This is a genomic window from Marinobacter sp., from assembly GCF_039977835.1.
GTDB lineage: Bacteria > Pseudomonadota > Gammaproteobacteria > Pseudomonadales > Oleiphilaceae > Marinobacter.
Genome location: NZ_JBDWCL010000004.1, coordinates 232,776 through 253,538, shown reverse-complemented (window position 1 = coordinate 253,538; position 20,763 = coordinate 232,776). Strand labels below are relative to the sequence as shown.

Sequence of the window (20,763 nt, the reverse complement as noted above, 5' to 3'; positions counted from 1 at the left end):
TCAGGCGGCTATGGTAATTGACTCAAAAAATGTGTGTTTTCGTAAGGAAATGAACGCTATACCGTTTAACCACCTGCCCCTGGTCCGGGCCCCGGCATACCAAAACAGTCACCTTGGGAAAAGTCGATACCCAACTCCCGGACCCGGCCCTGAACCGCCTCGTTATGGACAAATTCTGCGACCGTACGGATGTTGAGGCTGCGAGCAAACTGGACAATACCGCTGGTTACAAGAAACGCGGTTTGATCCTCATGGAGGTTGCGGATCAGGCTGCCATCGATTTTTATATAGTCGACATTCAGGCTCAGAAGGTGGGCAAAGTTGGAGTAACCGGTGCCAAAATCATCAATGGCAATGTGACAGCCGAAAGGCTTTACCTGTTCAATAAAGTGGCGAATCTCGTCGTAATTGGTAATACCGTCCGATTCCAGAATCTCGAATATCACCCTCTTGCCAATACCGTAACGATCCAGTGCCTCCAGAATCCTGCTGACAGTTTCTGCGTCGGCGATATCACCGTACGAGAGGTTAATCGAAAATTCTTCTTCCCGATTGGAAAAACGGTCAAAGCACTTCTCGACCATCAATACCGTAATTCTGCGGTTCAGGCGCAACCGGTCCGCTATCTTCACGAACTGCCCGGCACCGATCACCCGGCCGTCCGGTTCCACCATCCGTACCAGGCATTCGTATTTGGTGACGTGTTGGAGCTGGTTGTCGTGAATTGGCTGGAACCAGGGCACCAGACGATCATCATCAATGGCCGCTTTCAGTCGGTTGGCCCAATAGAGGTTGGCCTCGTAATTCTCTTCGATACCTACTGACGGATCGTATAGCAGATGATGACGATTCTGCTCCCGGGCCTGCAACACCGCCACCTTGGCCTGACTGACCAGTTGGTCAGGGGAATCACCGTGCTTGCGGTCTTTCCGCATCGCCATTCCGACACTGACGTCCATCGTCAGGGGCTGCTGCTGCCAGTATATCCGTTCACCATTAACCAGGTGACGCAGTTGCGCAGCCAGCTCCTGGATAGCCTCCTCTTCAAGCACCGGGGCCAGAACCGCAAACTCGTCGCCAGGCAACCGGTAAACTGTCAACAACCCCCGGGCCTGATCACGGTTGAAGGCTGTCAGCCGCGTGGCAATCACCAGCAATACATGGTCACCACAGACATTGCCAAACAGGCTGTTGATTTCGTTAAAACGGTCCAGGTTGATGATCAGCAGTGAGGCATCATCACGGCTTTGCAAGTCGCGTAACAGTCGGACCCGATTGGCCAATCCGGTGAGTTCATCGGTGTAGGATGCCTGCAATTCCCGGATGAGCTGGATAATCCGGTACAGGAGATACAGGCTCAGTATCAGCATCGCTGAAACTGTCCCCATGAGAATACGCCGGTTGGTCTGTTCCATGGGTCGCAGCACCGCATCGATTTCATCGACCGGCACGCCCGCACCGTAGACCATACCCCCGGCAGTGGCCGCGTAATAGAGTTCGTAGTCGTCATCACCAACAGTAAGCCTGCGGACCGTAAGACTATTGGCTTCGGACTCTGCTTCGGCCTCACGGGCCAGTTCGAGTGCCAGAACGGCGTCAATCAGTGACTGCTCCTCCCGGGTGTCCTCGCCTTTGCTGAAGCTCGACAGATTGCGGTTATTGCGGTCGTTGAGGAACGTAAAGCTGTGCTCGGTGACGGTGATGCGACTGACAAAATCAATGATCTGGTCAGCGGTCCAGGCTGTCGTTGCCATGCCCAGCAGATTGTTCTGCTGATCATACATCGGGCTTGCCAGTGTCAACACCGCCCGTTCGGTGTTGAGGTCGTAATAGATCGGGGACCAGTAAACGTCGCCTGCGTTATCGGAGCTGGGCGTCCATCCCGGCCCCAGTGTGTGGCCGAACCAGGGTACGTCACGATAGTTCCGCAGCCGGGTTTCGATTTCCAGGCGCTTCAGCTCCGGGTCATCGGCGTTGCGGATAAAATACGGCATATAGCCCTTATCGCGCCCGGCCAGGACCCCGGGTTCAAACCATAACCCTCCGCCCGCTGCACCTTCAAAATCCTGCAAATGATCCTTGAGGGCGTTTTCCAGATTCGCCCGGAGTTTCGAGCGATCGAGATCTGAAGACCCGCTGTCCGACAGCGAATGAAAACTCTCTCCAACGTTTGCCAGGGCCGTGGTATACCCGGCCAACGTTGACTGACGCGCGTTAATACGCATCAAACCGGCACTGACAACTTCATGGATCTGCTGGCGCCGGAGTTCGGAGAGCGCCTCCTGGGAGTAATTGAGATTCAGACGGGACAACAGCAACATGCCGGCCACGAATACCAGTATCAACAGGACAAGCAACCACATAACGGACTGGCGGGACGATGGGTTCTTCCAGTAAGACGGGCGGCTGGGAAATTTTCCCGGCATGGATGAGGGTCCTTCGGCGAAGAATCAGGTACCGTCGGCGGGCGTTTGGTCCCGATAACGTTCAAGGGCCATGCGGGCTTCTTTGTGCCCCTGGCTAGCGGCCTTGCCATACCAGTATACGGCCTGCTCAGTATTTTGCTCGACTCCGCGACCAGCATGATACATCTGCCCCAGAAGATAGGATGCCTTGCCTGAAACAGGAGCTGCCTTCTGCGCCCATTCAAAGGCCCTGACATAGTCTTCAAAGGCGTGGGCGATAATTGCCATATTCGCCTGGGACCGGGAATCTCCGCTTTCGGCAGATTCGCGGCAGGCTTCCCGTGCAGCGCTGTAGTTGCGAATGGTGGTTAACAGGTAGCAATCACTGAGGGACTGTCCGTGCTGACTTTGTGGTGCGGGGTCTTCCTGTTTGGTATCGGGGGCCGCTATGGTAGCCGGCGGTTCCGTTTTCCGGTTCCGGCTTACCCGCTCAGCAAATGCCTCCACGTCCTCCGGGCAGGAATAGTTATAGCCAGCGCGATAGCGGGCAAGCTTCTGTTCGGTTGCCGGTTCACCGGCATAGTCCCGAGCAATGACCTTACAGCGGCGGTCCCGTTCATGCTCTATTATTCGGAGCACGGCTGCACGATCGGTATCGTTACCATACTCCTTCAGGTAATCCGTAAGCGGATCAATATAGGGCTGTTTGAACAGAGCCTGACGCTGAAGCTCGTAAGGCTCTGTTTCAGGTTGGGAAACAGCGGGTGGCGCTGCCGTATTCCGGGGCAGGGGCTGCGTATCTGACGGCACTTCGAACAAACGCCGCCCGTCGAAGCCCGCGCACCCCGTCAGGAAAACAATAATCAGAGCAGTAAAATACCAACGATACATCGAAACCTTTTGACCGCAATCGGCACTGACGTGTCCAGATTCACATGGAGGAGCACTGACTCAAAGGTTTCCCTGTGCTTACTTACCAATACAGAAACTGCTGAAGATCTTACCAAGCAACTCATCCGGTGTCATCGCGCCGGTAATCTCTCCCAGGGAATCCTGGGCAGCGCGCAGATCCTCGGCAAGTAGCTCACCGGCGCCGAAACCCTGTAACTGTTCTTCGCCCTGGCGCATGAACGCCTGTGCCCTCTGAAGGGCATCCAGGTGCCGGCGCCGGGCGATAAAGCCACCCTCTGTCGTGCTGGCAAATCCCATGCACTGTTTCAGATGATCCCTCAACACTTCAAGGCCATCCGCGGATCGGGCAGCAATACGGATGACGGGTGCGGCTGCGAGGTCCGGATGTTCGATACCAACGGGCTCACCGGTCAGGTCCACTTTGTTCCGGATAACAGTGATGGGGGCTCCCTGGGGCAGTTGATCAATAAAATCCGGCCATAGTCGCTGGGGTTCGGTTTCCGGTGTCGTAGTCGCATCCACCATCAGCAGGATACGATCGGCCTGGCGGATTTCCTCCCAGGCACGGGCGATGCCAATCTGTTCAACCTCGTCCGGGCTATCCCTCAGTCCGGCCGTATCGATGATATGCAGGGGCATGCCATCGATATGAATATGTTCCCGCAGAACATCCCGGGTAGTGCCCTCCACGGCTGTTACAATGGCAGCCTCCCGCCCCGCAAGCGCATTGAGCAGGCTGGATTTGCCGGCATTGGGGCGGCCGGCGATCACCACTTTCATACCATCCCTGAGAATCGTTCCCTGCTGGGCCTCCGCAAGAATGACTTCCAGATCGCCCATGATGGTCTGCAAGTCATTGGCGACCTTACCATCCGCCAGAAAGTCGATTTCCTCTTCCGGGAAATCAATGGCCGCTTCCACATAGATGCGCAGGTGAGTCACCGCCTCCACCAGGGCATCAATTCTACGGGAAAACACCCCCTGCAATGACCTTACGGCACAGCGCGCAGCCTGTTCGGAGCTGCTCTCGATCAGATCCGCAATGGCTTCCGCCTGGGTCAGATCGAGTTTGTCATTCAGAAAGGCCCGTTCCGAAAACTCACCGGGGCGTGCCAGGCGTGCCCCCAGCTCACACACTGTTCTCAGCAACATGTCCAGGATAACGGTACCGCCATGCCCCTGAAGCTCCAGTACATCTTCACCCGTAAAAGAATGGGGATTGGGGAAAAACAACCCTATGCCCTCATCGATCAACTCGCCACCGGTATCCAGGAAGGGGCCATAGTGCGCATAACGGGGCCGGGGATTGAAACCGAGCATCTGGCGGGCAATGGTCGCCGCCTCGGGGCCGGACACACGCACAATTCCTACACCGGACTGGCCCGGCGCGGTGGCAATGGCAGCGATGGTATCGGTGGCATTGAACATTCTGTTATCCCCTGAAACAGCAGAGGCTCCCGGAAGGAGCCTCTGTGATTACTGGTTCCGGTCAGTGTGTCCGGTCAGTTCTTTCTGGCAGCGGTTTCCGCTTCAATCTTGCGGGTAATGTACCACTGCTGGCTGATGGACAGGATGTTGTTAACCAGCCAGTACAGTACAAGACCTGCCGGGAACCAGAGGAAGAACACGGTGAAAACCAGAGGCATCATTTTCATGATCTTCGCCTGCATCGGGTCCGGTGGTGTCGGGTTCAGGCTCATCTGCAACATCATGCTGGCCCCCATCAGGATCGGCAGGATGAAATAGGGGTCCATTACCGACAGATCGTGAATCCACAGCATAAAGGGCGCGTGACGCAGCTGGACACTTTCGAACAGAACCCAGTACAGGGAAATGAACACCGGCATCTGTACCAGTATCGGCAGGCAGCCGCCAAGGGGGTTTATCTTCTCCCGTTTGTACAGCGCCATCATTTCCTGGGACATTCGTTGGCGATCATCACCGTAGAGTTCTTTCAACCTGGTCAGCTGCGGGGCAACGGCTCGCATCCGGGCCATGGAGCGGTAACTGGTAGCGGAAAGCTTGAAGAACACCGCCTTCACCAGAACCGTCAGCAGAATGATCGCAACACCCCAGTTACCAACCAGACCGTAGAACCAGTCGAGAATGATGAACAGCGGCAGTGCGATAAAGAACAGGAAACCGAAATCTACGGTGCGGTCCAGGTTCGGTGCGACATTTTCCAGCCGTTCAATAATCTTGGGACCGACATAGGCACGGGCAGATACCTCAGCGGTTTCTCCAGGCGCAACCTGCGTGGCGGGATAGACAAACCCCATAACATGAAGCTGGCCACGCTTTGTGGACTGGAATTGCGCTGGCTGGTCCCGTTCAGGTACCCAGGCGGCCAGAAAGTAGTGCTGAAGGAATGCCAGCCAGCCATTGGTAACGGACCGATTAACCGGTTCTTCAGTCAGATCATCAAAGTCGTATTTTTCGTAGGGGTCTTCCGGTGTGCTGACGACCATGCCCAGAAACGCCCTGATACCCAGACTGTTCTGAGCGGTCGGATCCGGAGCCTGATCCCTGACAATCTTGCCGGTCATGTTAGCTTGCCATGCGGACTCTGACTGGTTGTTGATCAGGTAACGGACATCGATCTCATAGCTGTCACGGGCGAAACGGTACTGTTTGGTGACTTCCACGCCGTTGTCGGTGGTATGGGTCAGATTGACCGTCAGCGAGTCTTCGCCATCCTGCAACTGGTATTCACTTGCAGACACATCGTATACCGGCGCACCACCATTACCTTTACTGTCGATACCATCGCGACCGATAAGACCGCTTTCCATGATGTAGGTGCGTTTGTTGGTATTCGTCAGTAGCCTCAGCGACTCTTCGCTGTCCAGGGAACGGTCATACTGGAGCAGGGCACTTTCAATGAGGTTACCGCCCACCCGATCTATTTTCAGTTCATAAACGTCGGTACGAACGGTAATCAGTTGGTCGCTGACATCTGCCGAGTCGTTTCCGGTAGCGCCAATAGCCTGGCTGTCTCCTTCCGGGGTGACGAATTCTTCACCAGAGGAATCAGATCTGCCTGACGATCCCTCCGGTAGTGTCATGTTGTCACTATCACCGGAAGGGGCACGGGAACTACTCTGTTCGGCAATCTGTTGCGTTTGTGGCAGGTTATAATCTTCATTCCAGGCAAGCACCATCATGTAACTGACAATGGCCAGGCCGGCAAATAATACAATGCGTTGAATATCCATAAACTTACTGTTTGGTCTGGTTAGTGTTATGGGTTTGGCTGGCCGGCCCGCAGCAGGTGGTAGACATTACCTCACTGCAGACTTCAGTGCCCGGAACGGGATCATACCCGCCTTTTGCCCACGGATGACACCTCAGAAGACGTTTCATCGCAAGAAAAAGGCCTTTCACGGCGCCATGGGTGGTTATGGCTTCGATGGCATATTGGGAACAGGTCGGATAGTGACGGCAGTGACTGGCCATCATGGGGCTTATTGCGTACTGATAGACACGGATGGGCAGGAGCAACAGTTTGCGCATTAACCCGTTCCTTTGCCGGTACCGGAATGTTCCGATGTTGAGGGTTTCTGGAGCTGCCGGTTTTTCTTTCTGAGACGCGACCAAAGCTCCGTCAGGGCAGCATTGAGCGTTGCATTATCAAGCTCTGCCAAGCCCCGTCGCCCGAGTACCACAATGTCCAGGGCAGGGTAGTCCGTCTGGTGTCTGAATGTCTCCCGGACCCTACGTTTGACGCGATTGCGTTGTACGGCGAGTTTGAGATTTTTCTTTGAAAACACCAAACCGATCCTGGCGTGTCCCAGACTATTGGGTGTCGCCAGGATCAGAAAATTCCGGTGCGGAACCCTGATTTGAACGTCATTGAAGACTTTGCCGTAATCACCTGGTTTGAGCAGCCGGGACGATTTTGGAAAGGTCAAAGCCTTCATCAGGCGGTCAATGTCTTACGCAGACAGACGGGCACGGCCCTTGGCACGACGGCGAGAGATAACCTTGCGGCCGTTGGCAGTTGCCATGCGGGCACGGAAACCGTGAACGCGCTTACGCTTCAGTACGCTTGGTTGAAACGTTCTTTTCATGGTGTCGATCTCACATTACAGATATTGGAAATTCAATGGTTGGCTGGAAAATGATCAACCAAAATAGGAGCGGCATTCTATGCAATGTGGCAAAGGAATTCAATGCTTATCGGTTGCGGCATGCGCTTATCCGGGTCGGTTGGAATCAACCCTGCCGAGTAATAGATTCAGTAGGTCTTTTTTAATCTCTTTAAGGATTATTATTACTGTTATTAGGCAAGCCTTTTTCTGTGGGTAAACCTGAAAATACTTTTTAAAATAGACAATTGGGATATTTACAAGGCAGTTGACAAGTGCCACTGAGGTCTGTGAATAAATCGGGCACGGAATGTGGGTAACGTGGCCGGTCGTTTGAGGGTCGATTTATCCACCGTTGGTTTGGGGTTTATACACAGCGTTGGGGCCGGGTTGCGAACAAGGGTCTGTGGGTAACTTTATGTGCCATTGTTTTCTGTACACAAGCCTGTAGGTAAGTCTGTAAAAATATGATAATAAACAGTTTATATTTCCACAGGCTGTTTATTAAATGCTATTGACCCTTTCACTTGAGGGGTGCGCAGGTTAGAATCCTTGGTCATCTCTTTCGTCGGGTCACGGAGATCCGGTACGAATAATTTCTGAGGCATCGGAGGCAAGGCTGTCGTGCCGAATAATATCTGGCATCAGTGTCTGGAAGTACTCCGGGACGAGTTTCCCGCTCAGCAATTCAACACCTGGCTCAGGCCTTTGCAGTCTGATCACCGCGAGGGCCAGTTGATGCTGTTTGCGCCGAACCGCTTCGTGATGGACTGGGTTAACGAAAAATACCTCAGACGAATTGAAGAAGTATTGAAAGATCTTCACGGTGGCCAGGCGCCGCTGGTGAATATGAAAGTGGGTTCGGCCCCGAAAACGTCGGAGCTGGTTGTTCGTTCCGAAACGGCAGCTAACGGTGCAGCGTCGGAGCAGGAAGGCGTCAGCACGGTAACGGAAGAAGAGAGGGGTGTTGCGGCCACGGTGACCCCCCGCTCGTCAAAGCCCAAGAATGACGACAGTCGCCGCTCCGTTCAGGTGGAAGGGGATATCAAGCACCAGAGCTTTCTCAATGAAGGCTTTACATTTGACACTTTCGTTGAGGGTAAATCCAACCAGCTTGCCAGGGCTGCGTCCATGCAGGTGGCTGAGAATCCAGGTGGGGCCTATAACCCCCTGTTTCTCTATGGTGGGGTTGGCCTCGGCAAGACTCACCTGATGCATGCGATCGGTAACGATATTGTACGGCGCAATCCGAGGGCCAAGGTGGCCTATCTGCGCTCCGAGCGTTTTGTCGCGGATATGGTCAAGGCGCTCCAGCTGAACGCAATCAACGAGTTCAAGCGGTATTACCGGTCTGTGGATGCGCTGCTGATAGATGACATCCAGTTTTTTGCTCGCAAGGAGCGTTCCCAGGAAGAATTTTTCCACACCTTCAACGCCCTGCTTGAGGGAGGCCAGCAAGTAATCGTTACCTGTGACCGCTTCCCGAAAGAAATTGTGGATATGGAGGAGCGGCTAAAATCGCGATTTGGCTGGGGCCTCACGGTAATGGTAGAACCACCGGAGCTGGAAACGCGGGTGGCAATACTGATGAAAAAAGCGGAGCAGGTGAACGTCAAACTCAGTAGTGAAGCGGCTTTTTTTATTGCCCAGAAAATCCGTTCAAACGTGCGGGAGCTAGAAGGGGCACTGCGTCTGGTGATAGCGAATGCTCACTTCACCGGGTCGGAAATTACCCCGCCGTTTATTCGGGAAAGCCTGAAGGACTTGCTGGCTTTGCATGAAAAGCAGGTCAGTATTGATAATATTCAGCGCACGGTTGCCGAGTATTACAAGATCAAGGTTTCTGATCTGTTGTCGAAACGACGCACCCGTACGATAACCCGACCACGGCAGGTCGCCATGTCTTTGTCCAAAGAGCTGACCAACCACAGCTTGCCGGAAATCGGGGATGCGTTTGGTGGCCGTGATCACACCACGGTACTGCACGCTTGCAAGAAGATTGTGGAGCTCCAGGAGACAGACCCGGGTATCCGCGAAGATTATCAGAACTTTATGCGGTTGCTTACAACCTGACCGGTTCACTGAACAACCAATAAACATTCACCTTCCAATAAAAGAATGCTGGGTGCCATGAAACTGACGATCAGCCGAGAATCCTTGCTTACCCCGCTGCAGTCCATTGCCGGTGTAGTGGAACGAAAACAGACGATGCCAGTGTTGTCCAACGTATTGCTGGTAGCGGAAGACAACTCCCTGACTCTCACCGGAACCAATATGGAGGTGGAGCTGGTGGGCCGGGTGTCACCTGTGCACGTGGACCAGCCGGGCCGCATTACTGTTCCGGCGCGGAAGCTGTCCGATATCTGCCGGGCACTGGGAGAGGAGTCTCCTATCGAGTTGGCGCTGGAAGGCGACCGACTGCACCTGCGGTGTGGGGCCAGCCATTTCACCCTGTCGACGTTGCCGGCTGAGCATTTTCCGAATGTGGAGGACGAGGCGGAAAGTTTCCGTCTTGAGCTGCCCCAGAAGGAGCTCAGCCGGATGTTTGATGCGACTGCGTTTGCCATGGCACAGCAGGATGTTCGCTACTATCTCAATGGTCTGCTGCTGGAAGTGGACAAGGATCACGTCCGTACTGTGGCGACAGATGGCCATCGCCTTGCCATGGCCCATTTCGATCTGCCCACCGGTTGCCCGGAACCCCGGCAGGTGATCGTGCCCCGTAAGGGTGTGCTGGAACTGGCACGACTACTTGATGATGTGGAAACGCCGGTGACCCTGGTAATCGGGGACAATCACCTTCGTGCCACTGTAGGCGCCTATACGTTTACCTCCAAGCTGATCGAGGGCAAGTTTCCGGACTATAACCGGGTTATTCCCCGTGGTGGCGACAAGGTCGTGTTGGCGGATCGGGCGACGCTCAAGAATACCCTGCAGCGCGCCGGTATTCTTTCCCATGAAAATATCCGGGGAGTGCGACTGAATCTTGCCCCCAACGAGCTGCAGGTGTTCGCCAATAACCCGGATCAGGAACAAGCCGAAGACGCCTTGCCAGTTGAGTACCAGGGCGAATCACTGCAGATCGGATTTAATGTAGGCTATCTGGTGGATGTGATGAACGCGCTGGAGGAAGACCAGGTGAAAATCACCCTGGCGAACCCGAACAGTAGTGCATTGATTGAAGCTCAGAATGACAACCGCTGCCTATACGTTGTGATGCCCATGCGGCTTTAAATGCCACAATTTACGGGATAAGGAAGAGATACATGGGAACGATGACGAATAGTCTTAAGGGTGCCTTTCGCATCGGTCAGACGGTATCGGTACTCGGGCGAGCCGGAGTGAATTGGGTTCGTGGTGACCGTCCACCTGCACCACGTTTGCTCAGGCAGACGTTTGAATCACTGGGAGCCACCTATATAAAACTGGGTCAGTTTATTGCCAGTTCACCCACGTTTTTCCCCAAGGAATATGTTGAGGAGTTCCAGTACTGCCTTGACCGCACCCCCAATCTGCCTTTCAGCGTGATCAGAAAGATCATCAGGGATGAACTCGGGCGGCCGATCGAAGAGGTGTATTCCGATATTGATCCGGTGGCATTGGCGTCCGCATCTATTGCGCAGGTTCACGCCGCGAAGTTGGTGACCGGAGAAGACGTGGTGATCAAGGTTCAGAAACCAGGAGTGGAAAATATCCTGCTCACCGATCTGAACTTTCTTTATCTGTCCGCGCGAATTCTGGAAACCCTGGCTCCCAAGCTTTCCTGGACATCGCTGTCGGGCATTGTTGAGGAAATTCAGCGGACCATGATGGAAGAGTGCGACTTCATCAAGGAAGCCAACAATCTCAAAGTGTTCCGGGAGTTTCTGCTGAACAGCCACAATGAAGATGCCACTGTGCCGATTGTGTATGAGAGCTGCAGCACCCGGCGCGTTCTTACCATGGAACGATTCCACGGCGTCCCGCTGACCGATCTCGAAAGTATCCGGGGTTATGCACGGGATCCTGAGCGAACGTTGATTACCGCCATGAATACCTGGTTCTCGAGCTTGACCCAATGTGAGTTTTTCCATGCGGACGTCCATGCCGGGAACCTGATGGTTCTGAAGGATGGGCGAGTTGGTTTTATCGATTTTGGCATCGTCGGCCGGATACGCCCCGACACCTGGCAGGCGGTCAGTGATTTCATTTCCTCCGTTATGGTCGGAAATTTTGATGGTATGGCAGATGCCATGATCCGCATCGGCATCACCCACCAGAAAGTTCAGGCCAGCGAACTGGCGAACGATCTTCGCCGTTTGTACCAGCAGATGGACAGGATGGTGCCGGACGAGGTCCCGTATCAACCGGACCAGGCCGAAGACGACGTGAACAATATCCTGATGGATATGGTGCGTATTGGGGAGGGCCATGGGCTTCATTTCCCACGGGAGTTTGCCCTGTTGTTGAAACAGTTTCTGTACTTTGACCGCTACGTGCACATTCTGGCACCGGAGATGGATGTGTTTATGGACGAACGTCTTACCATGCTGCATTAATCGCGTTCATTCATAAGGTTTTGTACACTGGGGCAGCGTCGCTGATTGGCACGCTGCCTTTTTCGTTCCGTATCCAGGCTGACAACTTATCGTGACTTATGGCGCTCGTTAAACTGCAAACGGAACACTTCCGCAACCTCTCTCCGGCGCCTATCAGCTTTTCTCCTTCGATCAATCTTGTATACGGTGAAAATGGCAGCGGTAAAACCAGTGTGCTGGAGGCCATTGGTTACCTGGGCCTTGGGCGCTCGTTCCGTGTTAGCCGACACCAGGCAGTTGTCAGTCATGGCAATCCAAAACTGACGGTTTTCGGCGGCCTTGATTCCGGGATGGCTGAGGACAGCAGTGCTCTGGCTGGCGAGATTATTCATCGTGTCGGGATCTCACGGGATGTGTCAGCGAAGGAGACGACACTGCGCGTCGATGGTGAAGCGGTTCGTAACCTGTCGGCCCTGGCTCAGCATCTTCCGGTGTCGGTTATCGATCCTGGTGTGTTTGATATTGTTGCCGGCGGGCCCGGTAAACGGCGTCAGTTTCTGGATTGGGCAGTGTTCCACGTGGAACCTTCTTTTGCGTCCGTCTGGCAACAGTGCCAAAGAGTGACATCACAGCGGAATCAAATCCTCAGAACTGGTAGAATAGACGATGCTCTGATGAAGGTCTGGGACTCACAGTACACGGAGTTGGCAGAGCGTTTGACAAAAGCACGGAAAGAAACCTTCCGTTTGTTCACCAAGGCTTTTTATAGTTTGCTCGGCGAAATTGACGCGCCTTGGGTAGATGGGCTCAGGCTCGATTTTTACCCGGGCTGGGATTCGTCGCAGTCACTGTTTGATGTATTGAAAGCACATCGTGAGCAGGAACGGAAAATGGGCCATACCTTGTATGGTCCCAATCGCGGAGATATACGCCTGCGTTTTCAGGGTCGCCCGGTGTCGGAGACGTTTTCCCGGGGCCAACAGAAGACGTTGGTAATATTGATGAAGATTGCTCAAGGCATGGTCCTGAGTGATCTGGGAAAACAGGTCACTTTTCTGCTGGACGACATTAATGCAGAACTGGATGTGGGGCACCGGGCCATGTTGGCCCAGAAGCTTTACGAATTACGCTGTCAGGTGTTTCTGACATCGATAGAGCCGCCCCGACCTGAAGAACTATGGCAGAACACCATGCCGGAATACAGATTGTTCCACGTGGAACATGGAAATTTGACGGAAGAATAGAATAAGGCCCGGATGATCCATTTTCATTCCTCTGTAGCAGGGGCAATGGCTTCGGGCCGGGAAATCACCCTTCAGGAGTGCCCTAATGAGCGAATCGATTTACAATTCCTCCAGTATCAAGGTATTGAAAGGACTGGACGCGGTGCGGAAACGTCCAGGCATGTACATTGGTGACACCGATGACGGTACCGGTCTGCACCACATGGTCTTCGAGCTGGTGGACAACTCCATTGACGAAGCGCTGGCTGGGCACTGCTCTGAAATCGGGGTGATCATTCATCCGGACGAATCAGTTACGGTCAAGGATAACGGGCGTGGAATTCCGGTAGATCTTCACGAGGAAGAAGGCGTGTCGGCCGCGGAAGTTATCATGACCGTTCTCCACGCCGGGGGTAAGTTCGACGATAACAGCTACAAGGTTTCCGGTGGTCTGCACGGTGTTGGGGTTTCGGTTGTAAACGCCCTGTCCTCTTCACTTACCCTGACGATTCGCCGGGATGGCAAAGTGTATGAGCAGGTTTACAACGGTGGCGTACCGAAAGCACCCCTGGCTGTGGTCGGCGATACCGATGCCAGCGGCACCAAGGTCCACTTTATTCCCTCACCCGAAACCTTCACCAGCATCGAATTCCATTGGGATATCCTGGCGAAGCGGTTGCGGGAACTGGCGTTTCTGAACAGCGGCGTACGTATCCGCCTTCAGGACGAGCGCTCCGGCAAAGAGGAAGTGTTCGAGTACGAGGGCGGCCTGCGTGCCTTCGTGGAGCACCTTAATTCCAATAAAACGCCGATCAACCGGGTATTCCACTTTATAAAAGAGCGCGAAGACGGGATCGCGGTGGAAGTCGCCATGCAGTGGAATGACGCCTTCCAGGAGAACATTTACACGTTCACCAACAATATACCCCAGCGTGACGGCGGTACCCACCTGGCGGGCTTCCGTGCTGCCCTGACCCGCTCACTGAACAACTACATCGAGCATGAAGGCCTTGGTAAAAAGGCGAAAGTGAGCACGTCCGGTGATGACGCCCGTGAAGGCCTGACTGCGATTATCAGCGTGAAGGTCCCGGACCCCAAGTTCTCTTCGCAGACCAAGGATAAACTTGTCTCCTCTGAAGTGAAGACGGCGGTTGAGCAGGAACTTTACCAGTCGTTCGCTGACTTCCTTCAGGAGCAGCCTAACGAAGCCAAACTGATCGTTAACAAGATGATCGAAGCTGCCCGTGCTCGCGAAGCTGCCCGCAAGGCAAGAGACATGACCCGTCGCAAAGGAGCCCTCGACATCGCCGGCCTGCCCGGCAAACTGGCAGACTGCCAGGAAAAGGATCCAGCCCTCTCAGAACTGTTCATAGTGGAGGGTGATTCTGCCGGCGGCAGTGCCAAGCAGGGTCGTGACCGTAAAACCCAGGCTATTCTGCCGCTCAAGGGTAAGATCCTGAACGTTGAGAAAGCACGTTTTGACAAGATGCTGTCTTCAGCGGAAGTTGGCACACTGATCACCGCTCTGGGCTGCGGTATCGGACGGGAGGAATTCAATCCTGAAAAACTCCGTTATCACTCGCTGATTATCATGACCGATGCGGATGTGGATGGTTCACACATCCGTACTCTGTTGCTTACGTTCCTGTTCCGCCAGATGCGCGAGATCATTGAACGTGGCCATGTTTTCATCGCCATGCCACCTCTCTACAAGGTCAAGCGTGGCAAGCAGGAACAATACCTGAAAGACGAAAAAGCCAAGGAAGCGTACCTGACCCAGACCGCTCTGGAAGGTGCCCAGCTGTATGTAAATCCGGAAGCGCCAGCGATTAAGGACTCGGCTCTGGAGACCATGGTCAAGGATTACCAGGCCGTGATGGCAATGATTGATCGCCTCTCCCGGGCCTATCCTGCCAAAGTGCTTCAGCAGATGCTGGACAACGTAACCCTGAAGCCGGAAGACCTGAAGAATGAAGAAGCGGTGGCTCGCTGGGTAGCCCGTCTGGGGGATGGTTTGCAGCTGGATACCCGTACGGGCACCAAGTATACCTTCTCTGTGGAGAAGGATACCGAACGTAATCTGTACCTGCCAAAGGTGGTGATTTACGTCCATGGTATTCCCCATAACCACGTATTCAGCCATGAGTTTTTCGATTCCTCATCCTACGCCGCCATCGCGCGAATGGGTGAAACCCTGGATGGCCTGATTGAAGAAGGGGCCTATATCCAGCGCGGCGAGCGCAAACAGGCAGTACTGTCCTTCGCAGGTGCTCTGGAGTGGCTGATGAAGGAAGCGCAGCGCGGCCTGAATATTCAGCGCTACAAGGGACTGGGCGAGATGAACCCGGAGCAACTGTGGGAAACCACCATGGATCCGGAAACCCGTCGCATGATGAAGGTGACGATCGAGGACGCTTTCGCTGCAGACCAGATCTTCACCACGCTGATGGGTGACGATGTGGAGCCGCGCCGGCTGTTCATTCAGAACAACGCACTGGAAGTGACCAATCTGGATATCTGATTTTACAGTGAGATGGTATTGAGGACTGCCCGGTTTTTCGGCCGGGGCACAAAAAAGGCGGCCATCTGGCCGCCTTTTTGTTATTTAAAATCAATACGTTGTGTGGTTTCTCGTTTACGGATCCTGCTGGCCGGATGTTGAGTCTGATGATTTCTTTTCATGCTGAGCCGCCAGGTGCGGTGCCATGACTTCGTCAAGGGTATAGCCGGTGAGCCGGCGAATGGAGCGCCACAGATAATAGAAGATCGCGATCATCATGAGCATCGACGGGATGGCAATCATTGGGTAACTGATCAGAGTCATTCGCCCGAGTTCTTCGTTAAAAGCCTGGGTGCCGGAAGGGCTGGTGACAATCCACTTGGCCAGTACGAAGTTCATGATGGATGAAAACAGAAAGGTCAGGCTGAAGAAGTAGCTGGCCTTCAGCAACCGCGCTTCGAACTCTGCCTCGCTGCCCCTCTCCTTGAGTACCTTCTGGATTTTTTCCACATCCAGTACGGTGGGGTTGTACAGCAGCGTTTTCACCAACGGGTACCTGGTACGGGTGGAAATCAGCACGGCGATACCTATCACCGCGGGAACGGCGGCCTCCTTGATGGCCAACCAGCCGGCGTCGAGTTCCATTAGCCCGATACCACCGGTGAGGCCCACGCTGATAATACCCAGCACCGCGATAAAGTTGTACTTGCGGTAGCGCACGAGCTCGAACAATCCCCACCCCAGCGGGAAAGCAAGCCCGATGATCAGTGCCATCACGCTTCCCAGATATTCATCACCGCTGAGTTTCATCAGAATTACGGAAGGAATGACGATGCTGACAAGCAGGTCTATCCAGGGCCTGGGTTTGTGTGTCGGTCTTGAAGGGGTTTCCGGGGAAGTCATAAATCAGCCTGATGGTTCGGGAAGTGATGCCGGTAGGATGCCAACATACGGAAAATATCTTCAGGCAGTATACGATGAAATCCCCACTAACCGAAGGATAGTCGAACCAGCCTGCCCTGGCGGACAGGCTGACGGCAAGCCGGCGAAAGTCAGGCTTCAGAACGAGCCGGACGTAGCGCTGGCAGAGCCTGAGCTTCCGGTCTGAAGTTGATTATTTGAGCCGGACTGCCACTCCAGCTGGGCACCGGGGTCCGTTTCGCTGCGTTTGATGCATTTCCACTCAATGCTGGTGTTAGCCGGAATATCGAAGGTACCGCTCCAGCTGGGGTAGGCGGACGGGGCCAGTTTTAGCGCGTCGGCTGGTGACCAACTGCCAAGGGCGCCATTGTCGCCGGTGATATAGACGCTCTGGCCCCATTTCGTCGTGCCATTTTGGCACTGGAAGGTCACGGAAGCAGAATTTCCTGCTGGTGGCTCGGGGTCGGGATCACATGGCTGACCCGTATGCAGAGCCGCGGCCTGCATCGCTGGCACGGTCAGCGCCACCTGGCCATTCTGGACGGTGACACAGGCGCCGTCGCCGGCAACATTCCGGTAGTTGCCGTCGGCCAGGCCGGTACCGAAGGTGCGGGAAAGGCTGGTGCTTTCACGGTTAATCGCGACGAAACCGGCATTACCGCGGCTGAAGGCGATCTGATTATTGCCATTGTCCCACCAGCTATTCACACCCAGCCCATCGGTTTCGGCCCTGAAGCCCACCATATTGGCGATGGAGTCCCAGCGGTGTTCGCACACCCAGGCAGAACCGCACTGCGCCGAGCCATTCTGGTAGACGGTCTGGGCCGGTGGCCCCTGTTCACTGTCAGAGAATGCGTAACTGGACATCACCTTGGGGTAACCATAGGGCCATGCCAGCATGAACACATTTGCCAGGTTGTAGAGATCTCCGTTCTTGTACGTAAGGACATTGCTGCCACCGGCACCGTGGCCTCGCTGGTTGTCGTGGTTATCGGTAAACACGACGGCATCCCCGCCGGCAAGAAAACCCCAACTCTCGCCAAACGCATTCAGGTCAGCCAGCCTCTGATTCTTGAAGACATTGCCAATAGAAGCGCTGTAGCGGAATTCGGTAACATCTGAAGTACTGGTATATTCATTGGCGCTGACGGCCTCTCCACCCAGGTCAATCACTTCCTGGAACACATACAGAGGCTCGTTTACCTGGCTGACGATAGCACCAATATCACCGGGCGACATATGCTTGGCGGCATCCACACGAATACCTTTTACCCCCAGTGACGTAAGCTGGTTCAGATACCCGGCCAGGGAGTCACGCACGTAAGTGCTTCCGGTATCCAGATCCGGCAGACCCACCAGGCGACAGTTGCGGACGCGCCAGGCATCTGAGCTGTAGTCGGAACCGTCGATACTGCATTCGTTGTGGAAGTCATTGCTGCTGTATACCGGATACGTCAGCGTATTGCTGTTGTAGCCAGAGCCAGCTGTACCAGTGCCGGTACCATTGGCAGTGTGATTGATGACCGCATCGACGTAAACGTCCACACCTGCGGCATTGCAACGGGACACCATGTCGGCAAACTGGCTGGCGTTGCCGCTACGGCTCTGAAGTTGGTAGCTGACCGGCTGGTAGCGGGTCCACCAGGCATCGCCCTGAATGTGTTCCTGGGGTGGTGATACCTGCACGGCACTGTAGCCCTTAGGGCCGAGGAACTGCTCACATTCGGTAGCGACATCGTTCCATTTCCATTCAAACAGATGGACAAATGTGCCGGCCTGAGCGGTGTTAAAGGGCAACGCAAGCGTCAGGCCGAGGCTGACACCGGTCACCAGACGTGGAATAGAAACCATTGTGTGCTCCTGTCTTGTATTTGTTGTGGAGACCATCCGACTGCCAACGTCGTCCGGAGACGACATATGCAGATGCCCATAATCAACATGAAGTGTTCATTCGTTAGCCAAAACATCCTCGTTACCAGTTAACGGGGAGTAGCCAGGGGGAGGAGATCAGAACTTTATGTCGTTACTGGCGATGTGTCATCGAACTGAAACACGCAAACAGGTGAGATGGGGTAAGCTGGCAGCCGTTATTCCGTCAGGCTTCAGGAGGAAGCATGAAGATCATTGCGTTCTACAGCCTCAAAGGCGGCGTTGGTAAAACCGCGGCGGCTGTTAATATCGCCTATCTGGCCAGCCAGGCCGGTATCAGCACCCTTTTGTGGGACCTGGACCCCCAGGGGGCGGCAAGCTGGTATCTGGCGGGTGCCGATGGGATCAAGGGCCGCAAGCTGGCCGCGCTGATGGACGGCAAGACACCGATTGGCAAGTTTATTCGCGCCAGTGCCTACCCCAACCTCGACTTTATTCCTGCCCACAATAGCTTCCGCAACCTTGATATCCGTCTGGACAGGAACGACAGCAATAATACCCTCAAGAACTGGCTGGCACCGTTGTCTGAGGAAACCAGCCTGGTGGTTCTGGACTGTCCACCGTCAATGTCGCGGTTATCCGAGGAGGTATTGAAAACCGCAGATGGTGTGTTTGTGCCGGTAATGCCTACCTGGCTCGCGCTTAACAGCTGGCATCAGATGCAGGCGTTTGCTAAAGACAAGAAACTCAAACCTGGCCGCTTGCATCCGTTCTTCTCAATGGTGGACCGTCGCAAGAACCTGCACCGGGAGATGGTGATCAACCGTAAACGGCATCTTGAAGGAGGGTTGAATGCCGTCGTTCCCAATGCCAGTGTGGTGGAGAAAATGGGCGAAAGCGGCCAGCCGGTTGAACTGATGGACCGTTCTTCGGCTGCCGCAGACGCCTATCGTCGGCTATGGAAGGAAATCAGTAAACTGCTTTAACCGATTTCCTTCAACGCCTGTTCTACGATAGCCAGACCTTCCTCAAGGATATTGTCCTCGATGGTTACCGGCATCAGGAAGCGGATGGTATTGCCATACATACCGCAACTGAGCAGAATCAGGCCATTTTCCTTGGCTTTTTTGGTAACAGCGGCCGCGAAGTCCGCTCTTGGCTCCTTGCTGGTCTTGTCTGTTACCAGCTCAATGGCAGCCATGGGGCCGAGGTTCCGCACGTTGTCCACGTGGGGGAACTGCTCCTGCCACTGGTCAAAGCGCTTGCGCAACTTATCGCCCAGGCGCTGGCTCTTGCCCAGAATGTCCTCTTCCTTGAACACATCAAACACTGCCAGGGCAGCCGCACAGGCAGTCGGGCTGCCGGTATAGGTGCCCCCAAGTGAGTTCGGACCGGAAGAATCCATAACCGTGTCAGTGCCGACAATGGCGGAAATCGGCATACCATCGGCCATGCTCTTGGCCATGGTCATGATGTCTGGCTCAACACCGCTGTGTTCAACAGCAAACATTTTGCCAGTACGGCCAAAGCCGCTCTGGACTTCATCCGCAATCATCAGGATGCCGTTCTCGTCGCAGATCTTGCGAATCTCTTTCAGGAAGCTGGCAGGCGCGGCGTAGAAACCGCCCTCACCCAATACCGGCTCGATCACAATGGCTGCGGTGTCCTTGGCCGGTGAATCGGCCTTCATGGCCATTTTCAGGCCCCGAAGCGCTTCTTCTTCACTGACACCATGATAAGGGACCGGGTAAGGCGCGCGAAAAACGGTACCCGGCATTGGCCCGAAATCGGTCTGGTAGGGCGCGGCCTTACCGTTCATGGCCATGGTGTAGAAAGTACGGCCGTGATAACCACCGTCAAAGCAGATAACGTTGGTTTTGCCGGTTGCCGCCCGGGCGATCTTCATGGCGTTCTCAAGGGCCTCTGCCCCGGAGTTGGCCAGCAGCACCTTGGCATGCCCTTTCACCGGTACGACTTCGCTGAGCTTCTGTGCCAGCTTCACATAGCCCTCATAGGGCATGACCGTCTGGCAGGTATGCATCAGCTTGTCCAACTGGGCTTTCACAGCCTCAACCACTTTTGGGTGACGATGGCCGATATTCAGTACACCGATGCCGCCGGCGAAGTCGATCATTCGCTTGCCGTCGGCATCCCAGAGCTCGGCATTGGTCGCATGGTCGGCAAACTGCTCGTTGGGGCTGGCAGCACCGGCCGCGACATAACGTTCTTTGAGTGCCTGCAATTCTTTGTTCGTCACTTTGCCTCTCCTCGAATTCGGTTTGGTTCCACCAGCATACACGAAATGAAGGCCCGGTTTGAAAACCCGGC

The 20,763-nt window shown here is 54.6% G+C and carries 16 protein-coding genes; 6 read left to right on the top strand and 10 right to left on the bottom strand.

Features of this window, described 5'->3' with window-relative positions; all coding sequences use genetic code 11:
• Positions 1–65: 65 nt before the first annotated feature.
• The 7 genes from ABJM11_RS01620 to rpmH all read right to left on the bottom strand — a co-directional run bounded on the left by ABJM11_RS01620 (position 66) and on the right by rpmH (position 7,387).
• Complete coding sequence (locus ABJM11_RS01620; RefSeq protein ID WP_348294580.1) at positions 66–2,426, bottom strand: EAL domain-containing protein; 2,361 nt, start codon at positions 2,424–2,426, stop codon at positions 66–68.
• A 24-nt stretch (positions 2,427–2,450) separates the two neighbouring features.
• Positions 2,451–3,296 carry a tetratricopeptide repeat protein gene (locus ABJM11_RS01615; RefSeq protein ID WP_348294578.1) on the bottom strand — a complete coding sequence of 282 codons (846 nt, stop codon included), beginning with the start codon at positions 3,294–3,296 and terminating at the stop codon, positions 2,451–2,453.
• A gap of 78 nt (positions 3,297–3,374) precedes the next feature.
• Positions 3,375–4,745, bottom strand: coding sequence for a tRNA uridine-5-carboxymethylaminomethyl(34) synthesis GTPase MnmE (gene mnmE, locus ABJM11_RS01610; RefSeq protein WP_348294577.1), 1,371 nt, complete (start codon positions 4,743–4,745; stop codon positions 3,375–3,377).
• A 74-nt stretch (positions 4,746–4,819) separates the two neighbouring features.
• Positions 4,820–6,532, bottom strand: coding sequence for a membrane protein insertase YidC (gene yidC / locus ABJM11_RS01605; RefSeq protein ID WP_348294575.1), 1,713 nt, complete (start codon positions 6,530–6,532; stop codon positions 4,820–4,822).
• Between the two features lie 4 nt (positions 6,533–6,536).
• Positions 6,537–6,830 (bottom strand): membrane protein insertion efficiency factor YidD, encoded by a 294-nt coding sequence (gene yidD / locus ABJM11_RS01600; protein WP_348294573.1) that lies wholly within the window; start codon positions 6,828–6,830, stop codon positions 6,537–6,539.
• Positions 6,830–7,237, bottom strand: coding sequence for a ribonuclease P protein component (gene rnpA / locus ABJM11_RS01595; protein WP_348294571.1), 408 nt, complete (start codon positions 7,235–7,237; stop codon positions 6,830–6,832). The genes yidD and rnpA overlap by 1 nt, the downstream gene beginning before the upstream one ends.
• A 15-nt stretch (positions 7,238–7,252) precedes the next feature.
• Complete coding sequence (gene rpmH, locus ABJM11_RS01590) at positions 7,253–7,387, bottom strand: 50S ribosomal protein L34 (protein ID WP_008172542.1); 135 nt, start codon at positions 7,385–7,387, stop codon at positions 7,253–7,255.
• A gap of 642 nt (positions 7,388–8,029) precedes the next feature.
• Between rpmH and dnaA the strand changes: the two genes are divergently transcribed.
• The 5 genes from dnaA (at position 8,030) to gyrB (ending at position 15,666) form a co-directional block, all read left to right on the top strand.
• On the top strand, positions 8,030–9,478 hold the full coding sequence (dnaA, locus tag ABJM11_RS01585; protein ID WP_348294570.1) for a chromosomal replication initiator protein DnaA: 1,449 nt from the start codon (positions 8,030–8,032) through the stop codon (positions 9,476–9,478).
• A 57-nt stretch (positions 9,479–9,535) separates the two neighbouring features.
• Positions 9,536–10,639, top strand: a complete 1,104-nt coding sequence (gene dnaN / locus ABJM11_RS01580; RefSeq protein ID WP_348294568.1) for a DNA polymerase III subunit beta — start codon at positions 9,536–9,538, stop codon at positions 10,637–10,639.
• 32 nt (positions 10,640–10,671) lie between these two features.
• Positions 10,672–11,943, top strand: coding sequence for an AarF/ABC1/UbiB kinase family protein (locus tag ABJM11_RS01575; protein WP_348294567.1), 1,272 nt, complete (start codon positions 10,672–10,674; stop codon positions 11,941–11,943).
• A 98-nt stretch (positions 11,944–12,041) separates the two neighbouring features.
• Positions 12,042–13,166: a DNA replication/repair protein RecF gene (gene recF / locus ABJM11_RS01570; RefSeq protein ID WP_348294565.1), complete on the top strand. Its 1,125-nt coding sequence runs from the start codon at positions 12,042–12,044 to the stop codon at positions 13,164–13,166.
• Positions 13,167–13,251: 85 nt separating this feature from the next.
• Positions 13,252–15,666 (top strand): DNA topoisomerase (ATP-hydrolyzing) subunit B, encoded by a 2,415-nt coding sequence (gyrB, locus tag ABJM11_RS01565; protein WP_348294563.1) that lies wholly within the window; start codon positions 13,252–13,254, stop codon positions 15,664–15,666.
• A 114-nt stretch (positions 15,667–15,780) separates the two neighbouring features.
• Here the strand turns inward: gyrB and ABJM11_RS01560 are convergent, their stop codons facing one another.
• Both ABJM11_RS01560 and ABJM11_RS01555 read right to left on the bottom strand, forming a co-directional pair.
• The gene (locus ABJM11_RS01560) at positions 15,781–16,548 is read right to left on the bottom strand and encodes a VC0807 family protein (RefSeq protein WP_348294561.1); all 768 of its coding nucleotides are present in this window, start codon (positions 16,546–16,548) and stop codon (positions 15,781–15,783) included.
• A 156-nt stretch (positions 16,549–16,704) separates the two neighbouring features.
• Positions 16,705–18,417, bottom strand: a complete 1,713-nt coding sequence (locus tag ABJM11_RS01555) for a carbohydrate-binding module family 20 domain-containing protein (protein ID WP_348294559.1) — start codon at positions 18,415–18,417, stop codon at positions 16,705–16,707.
• A 263-nt stretch (positions 18,418–18,680) separates the two neighbouring features.
• On the opposite strand from ABJM11_RS01555, the gene ABJM11_RS01550 reads away from it, so the two are divergent.
• Positions 18,681–19,421, top strand: a complete 741-nt coding sequence (locus ABJM11_RS01550; protein ID WP_348294557.1) for a ParA family protein — start codon at positions 18,681–18,683, stop codon at positions 19,419–19,421.
• Here the strand turns inward: ABJM11_RS01550 and gabT are convergent.
• A complete protein-coding gene (gene gabT, locus ABJM11_RS01545) occupies positions 19,418–20,692 on the bottom strand; it encodes a 4-aminobutyrate--2-oxoglutarate transaminase (RefSeq protein ID WP_348294555.1) in 1,275 nt (424 codons plus the stop codon). The genes ABJM11_RS01550 and gabT overlap by 4 nt on opposite strands.
• Positions 20,693–20,763: the final 71 nt, after the last annotated feature.

Excerpts from the sequence above, each read along its gene's own strand:
- rnpA (WP_348294571.1), bottom strand. The coding sequence starts at position 7,237 with ATGAAGGCTTTGACCTTTCCAAAATCGTCCCGGCTGCTCAAACCAGGT.
- ABJM11_RS01620 (WP_348294580.1), bottom strand. The coding sequence starts at position 2,426 with ATGCCGGGAAAATTTCCCAGCCGCCCGTCTTACTGGAAGAACCCATCG.
- dnaN (WP_348294568.1), top strand. The coding sequence starts at position 9,536 with ATGAAACTGACGATCAGCCGAGAATCCTTGCTTACCCCGCTGCAGTCC.
- ABJM11_RS01560 (WP_348294561.1), bottom strand. The coding sequence starts at position 16,548 with ATGACTTCCCCGGAAACCCCTTCAAGACCGACACACAAACCCAGGCCC.
- mnmE (WP_348294577.1), bottom strand. The coding sequence starts at position 4,745 with ATGTTCAATGCCACCGATACCATCGCTGCCATTGCCACCGCGCCGGGC.
- rpmH (WP_008172542.1), bottom strand. The coding sequence starts at position 7,387 with ATGAAAAGAACGTTTCAACCAAGCGTACTGAAGCGTAAGCGCGTTCAC.
- yidC (WP_348294575.1), bottom strand. The coding sequence starts at position 6,532 with ATGGATATTCAACGCATTGTATTATTTGCCGGCCTGGCCATTGTCAGT.
- yidD (WP_348294573.1), bottom strand. The coding sequence starts at position 6,830 with ATGCGCAAACTGTTGCTCCTGCCCATCCGTGTCTATCAGTACGCAATA.
- recF (WP_348294565.1), top strand. The coding sequence starts at position 12,042 with ATGGCGCTCGTTAAACTGCAAACGGAACACTTCCGCAACCTCTCTCCG.
- ABJM11_RS01615 (WP_348294578.1), bottom strand. The coding sequence starts at position 3,296 with ATGTATCGTTGGTATTTTACTGCTCTGATTATTGTTTTCCTGACGGGG.
- ABJM11_RS01550 (WP_348294557.1), top strand. The coding sequence starts at position 18,681 with ATGAAGATCATTGCGTTCTACAGCCTCAAAGGCGGCGTTGGTAAAACC.
- ABJM11_RS01555 (WP_348294559.1), bottom strand. The coding sequence starts at position 18,417 with ATGGTTTCTATTCCACGTCTGGTGACCGGTGTCAGCCTCGGCCTGACG.
- ABJM11_RS01575 (WP_348294567.1), top strand. The coding sequence starts at position 10,672 with ATGGGAACGATGACGAATAGTCTTAAGGGTGCCTTTCGCATCGGTCAG.
- gyrB (WP_348294563.1), top strand. The coding sequence starts at position 13,252 with ATGAGCGAATCGATTTACAATTCCTCCAGTATCAAGGTATTGAAAGGA.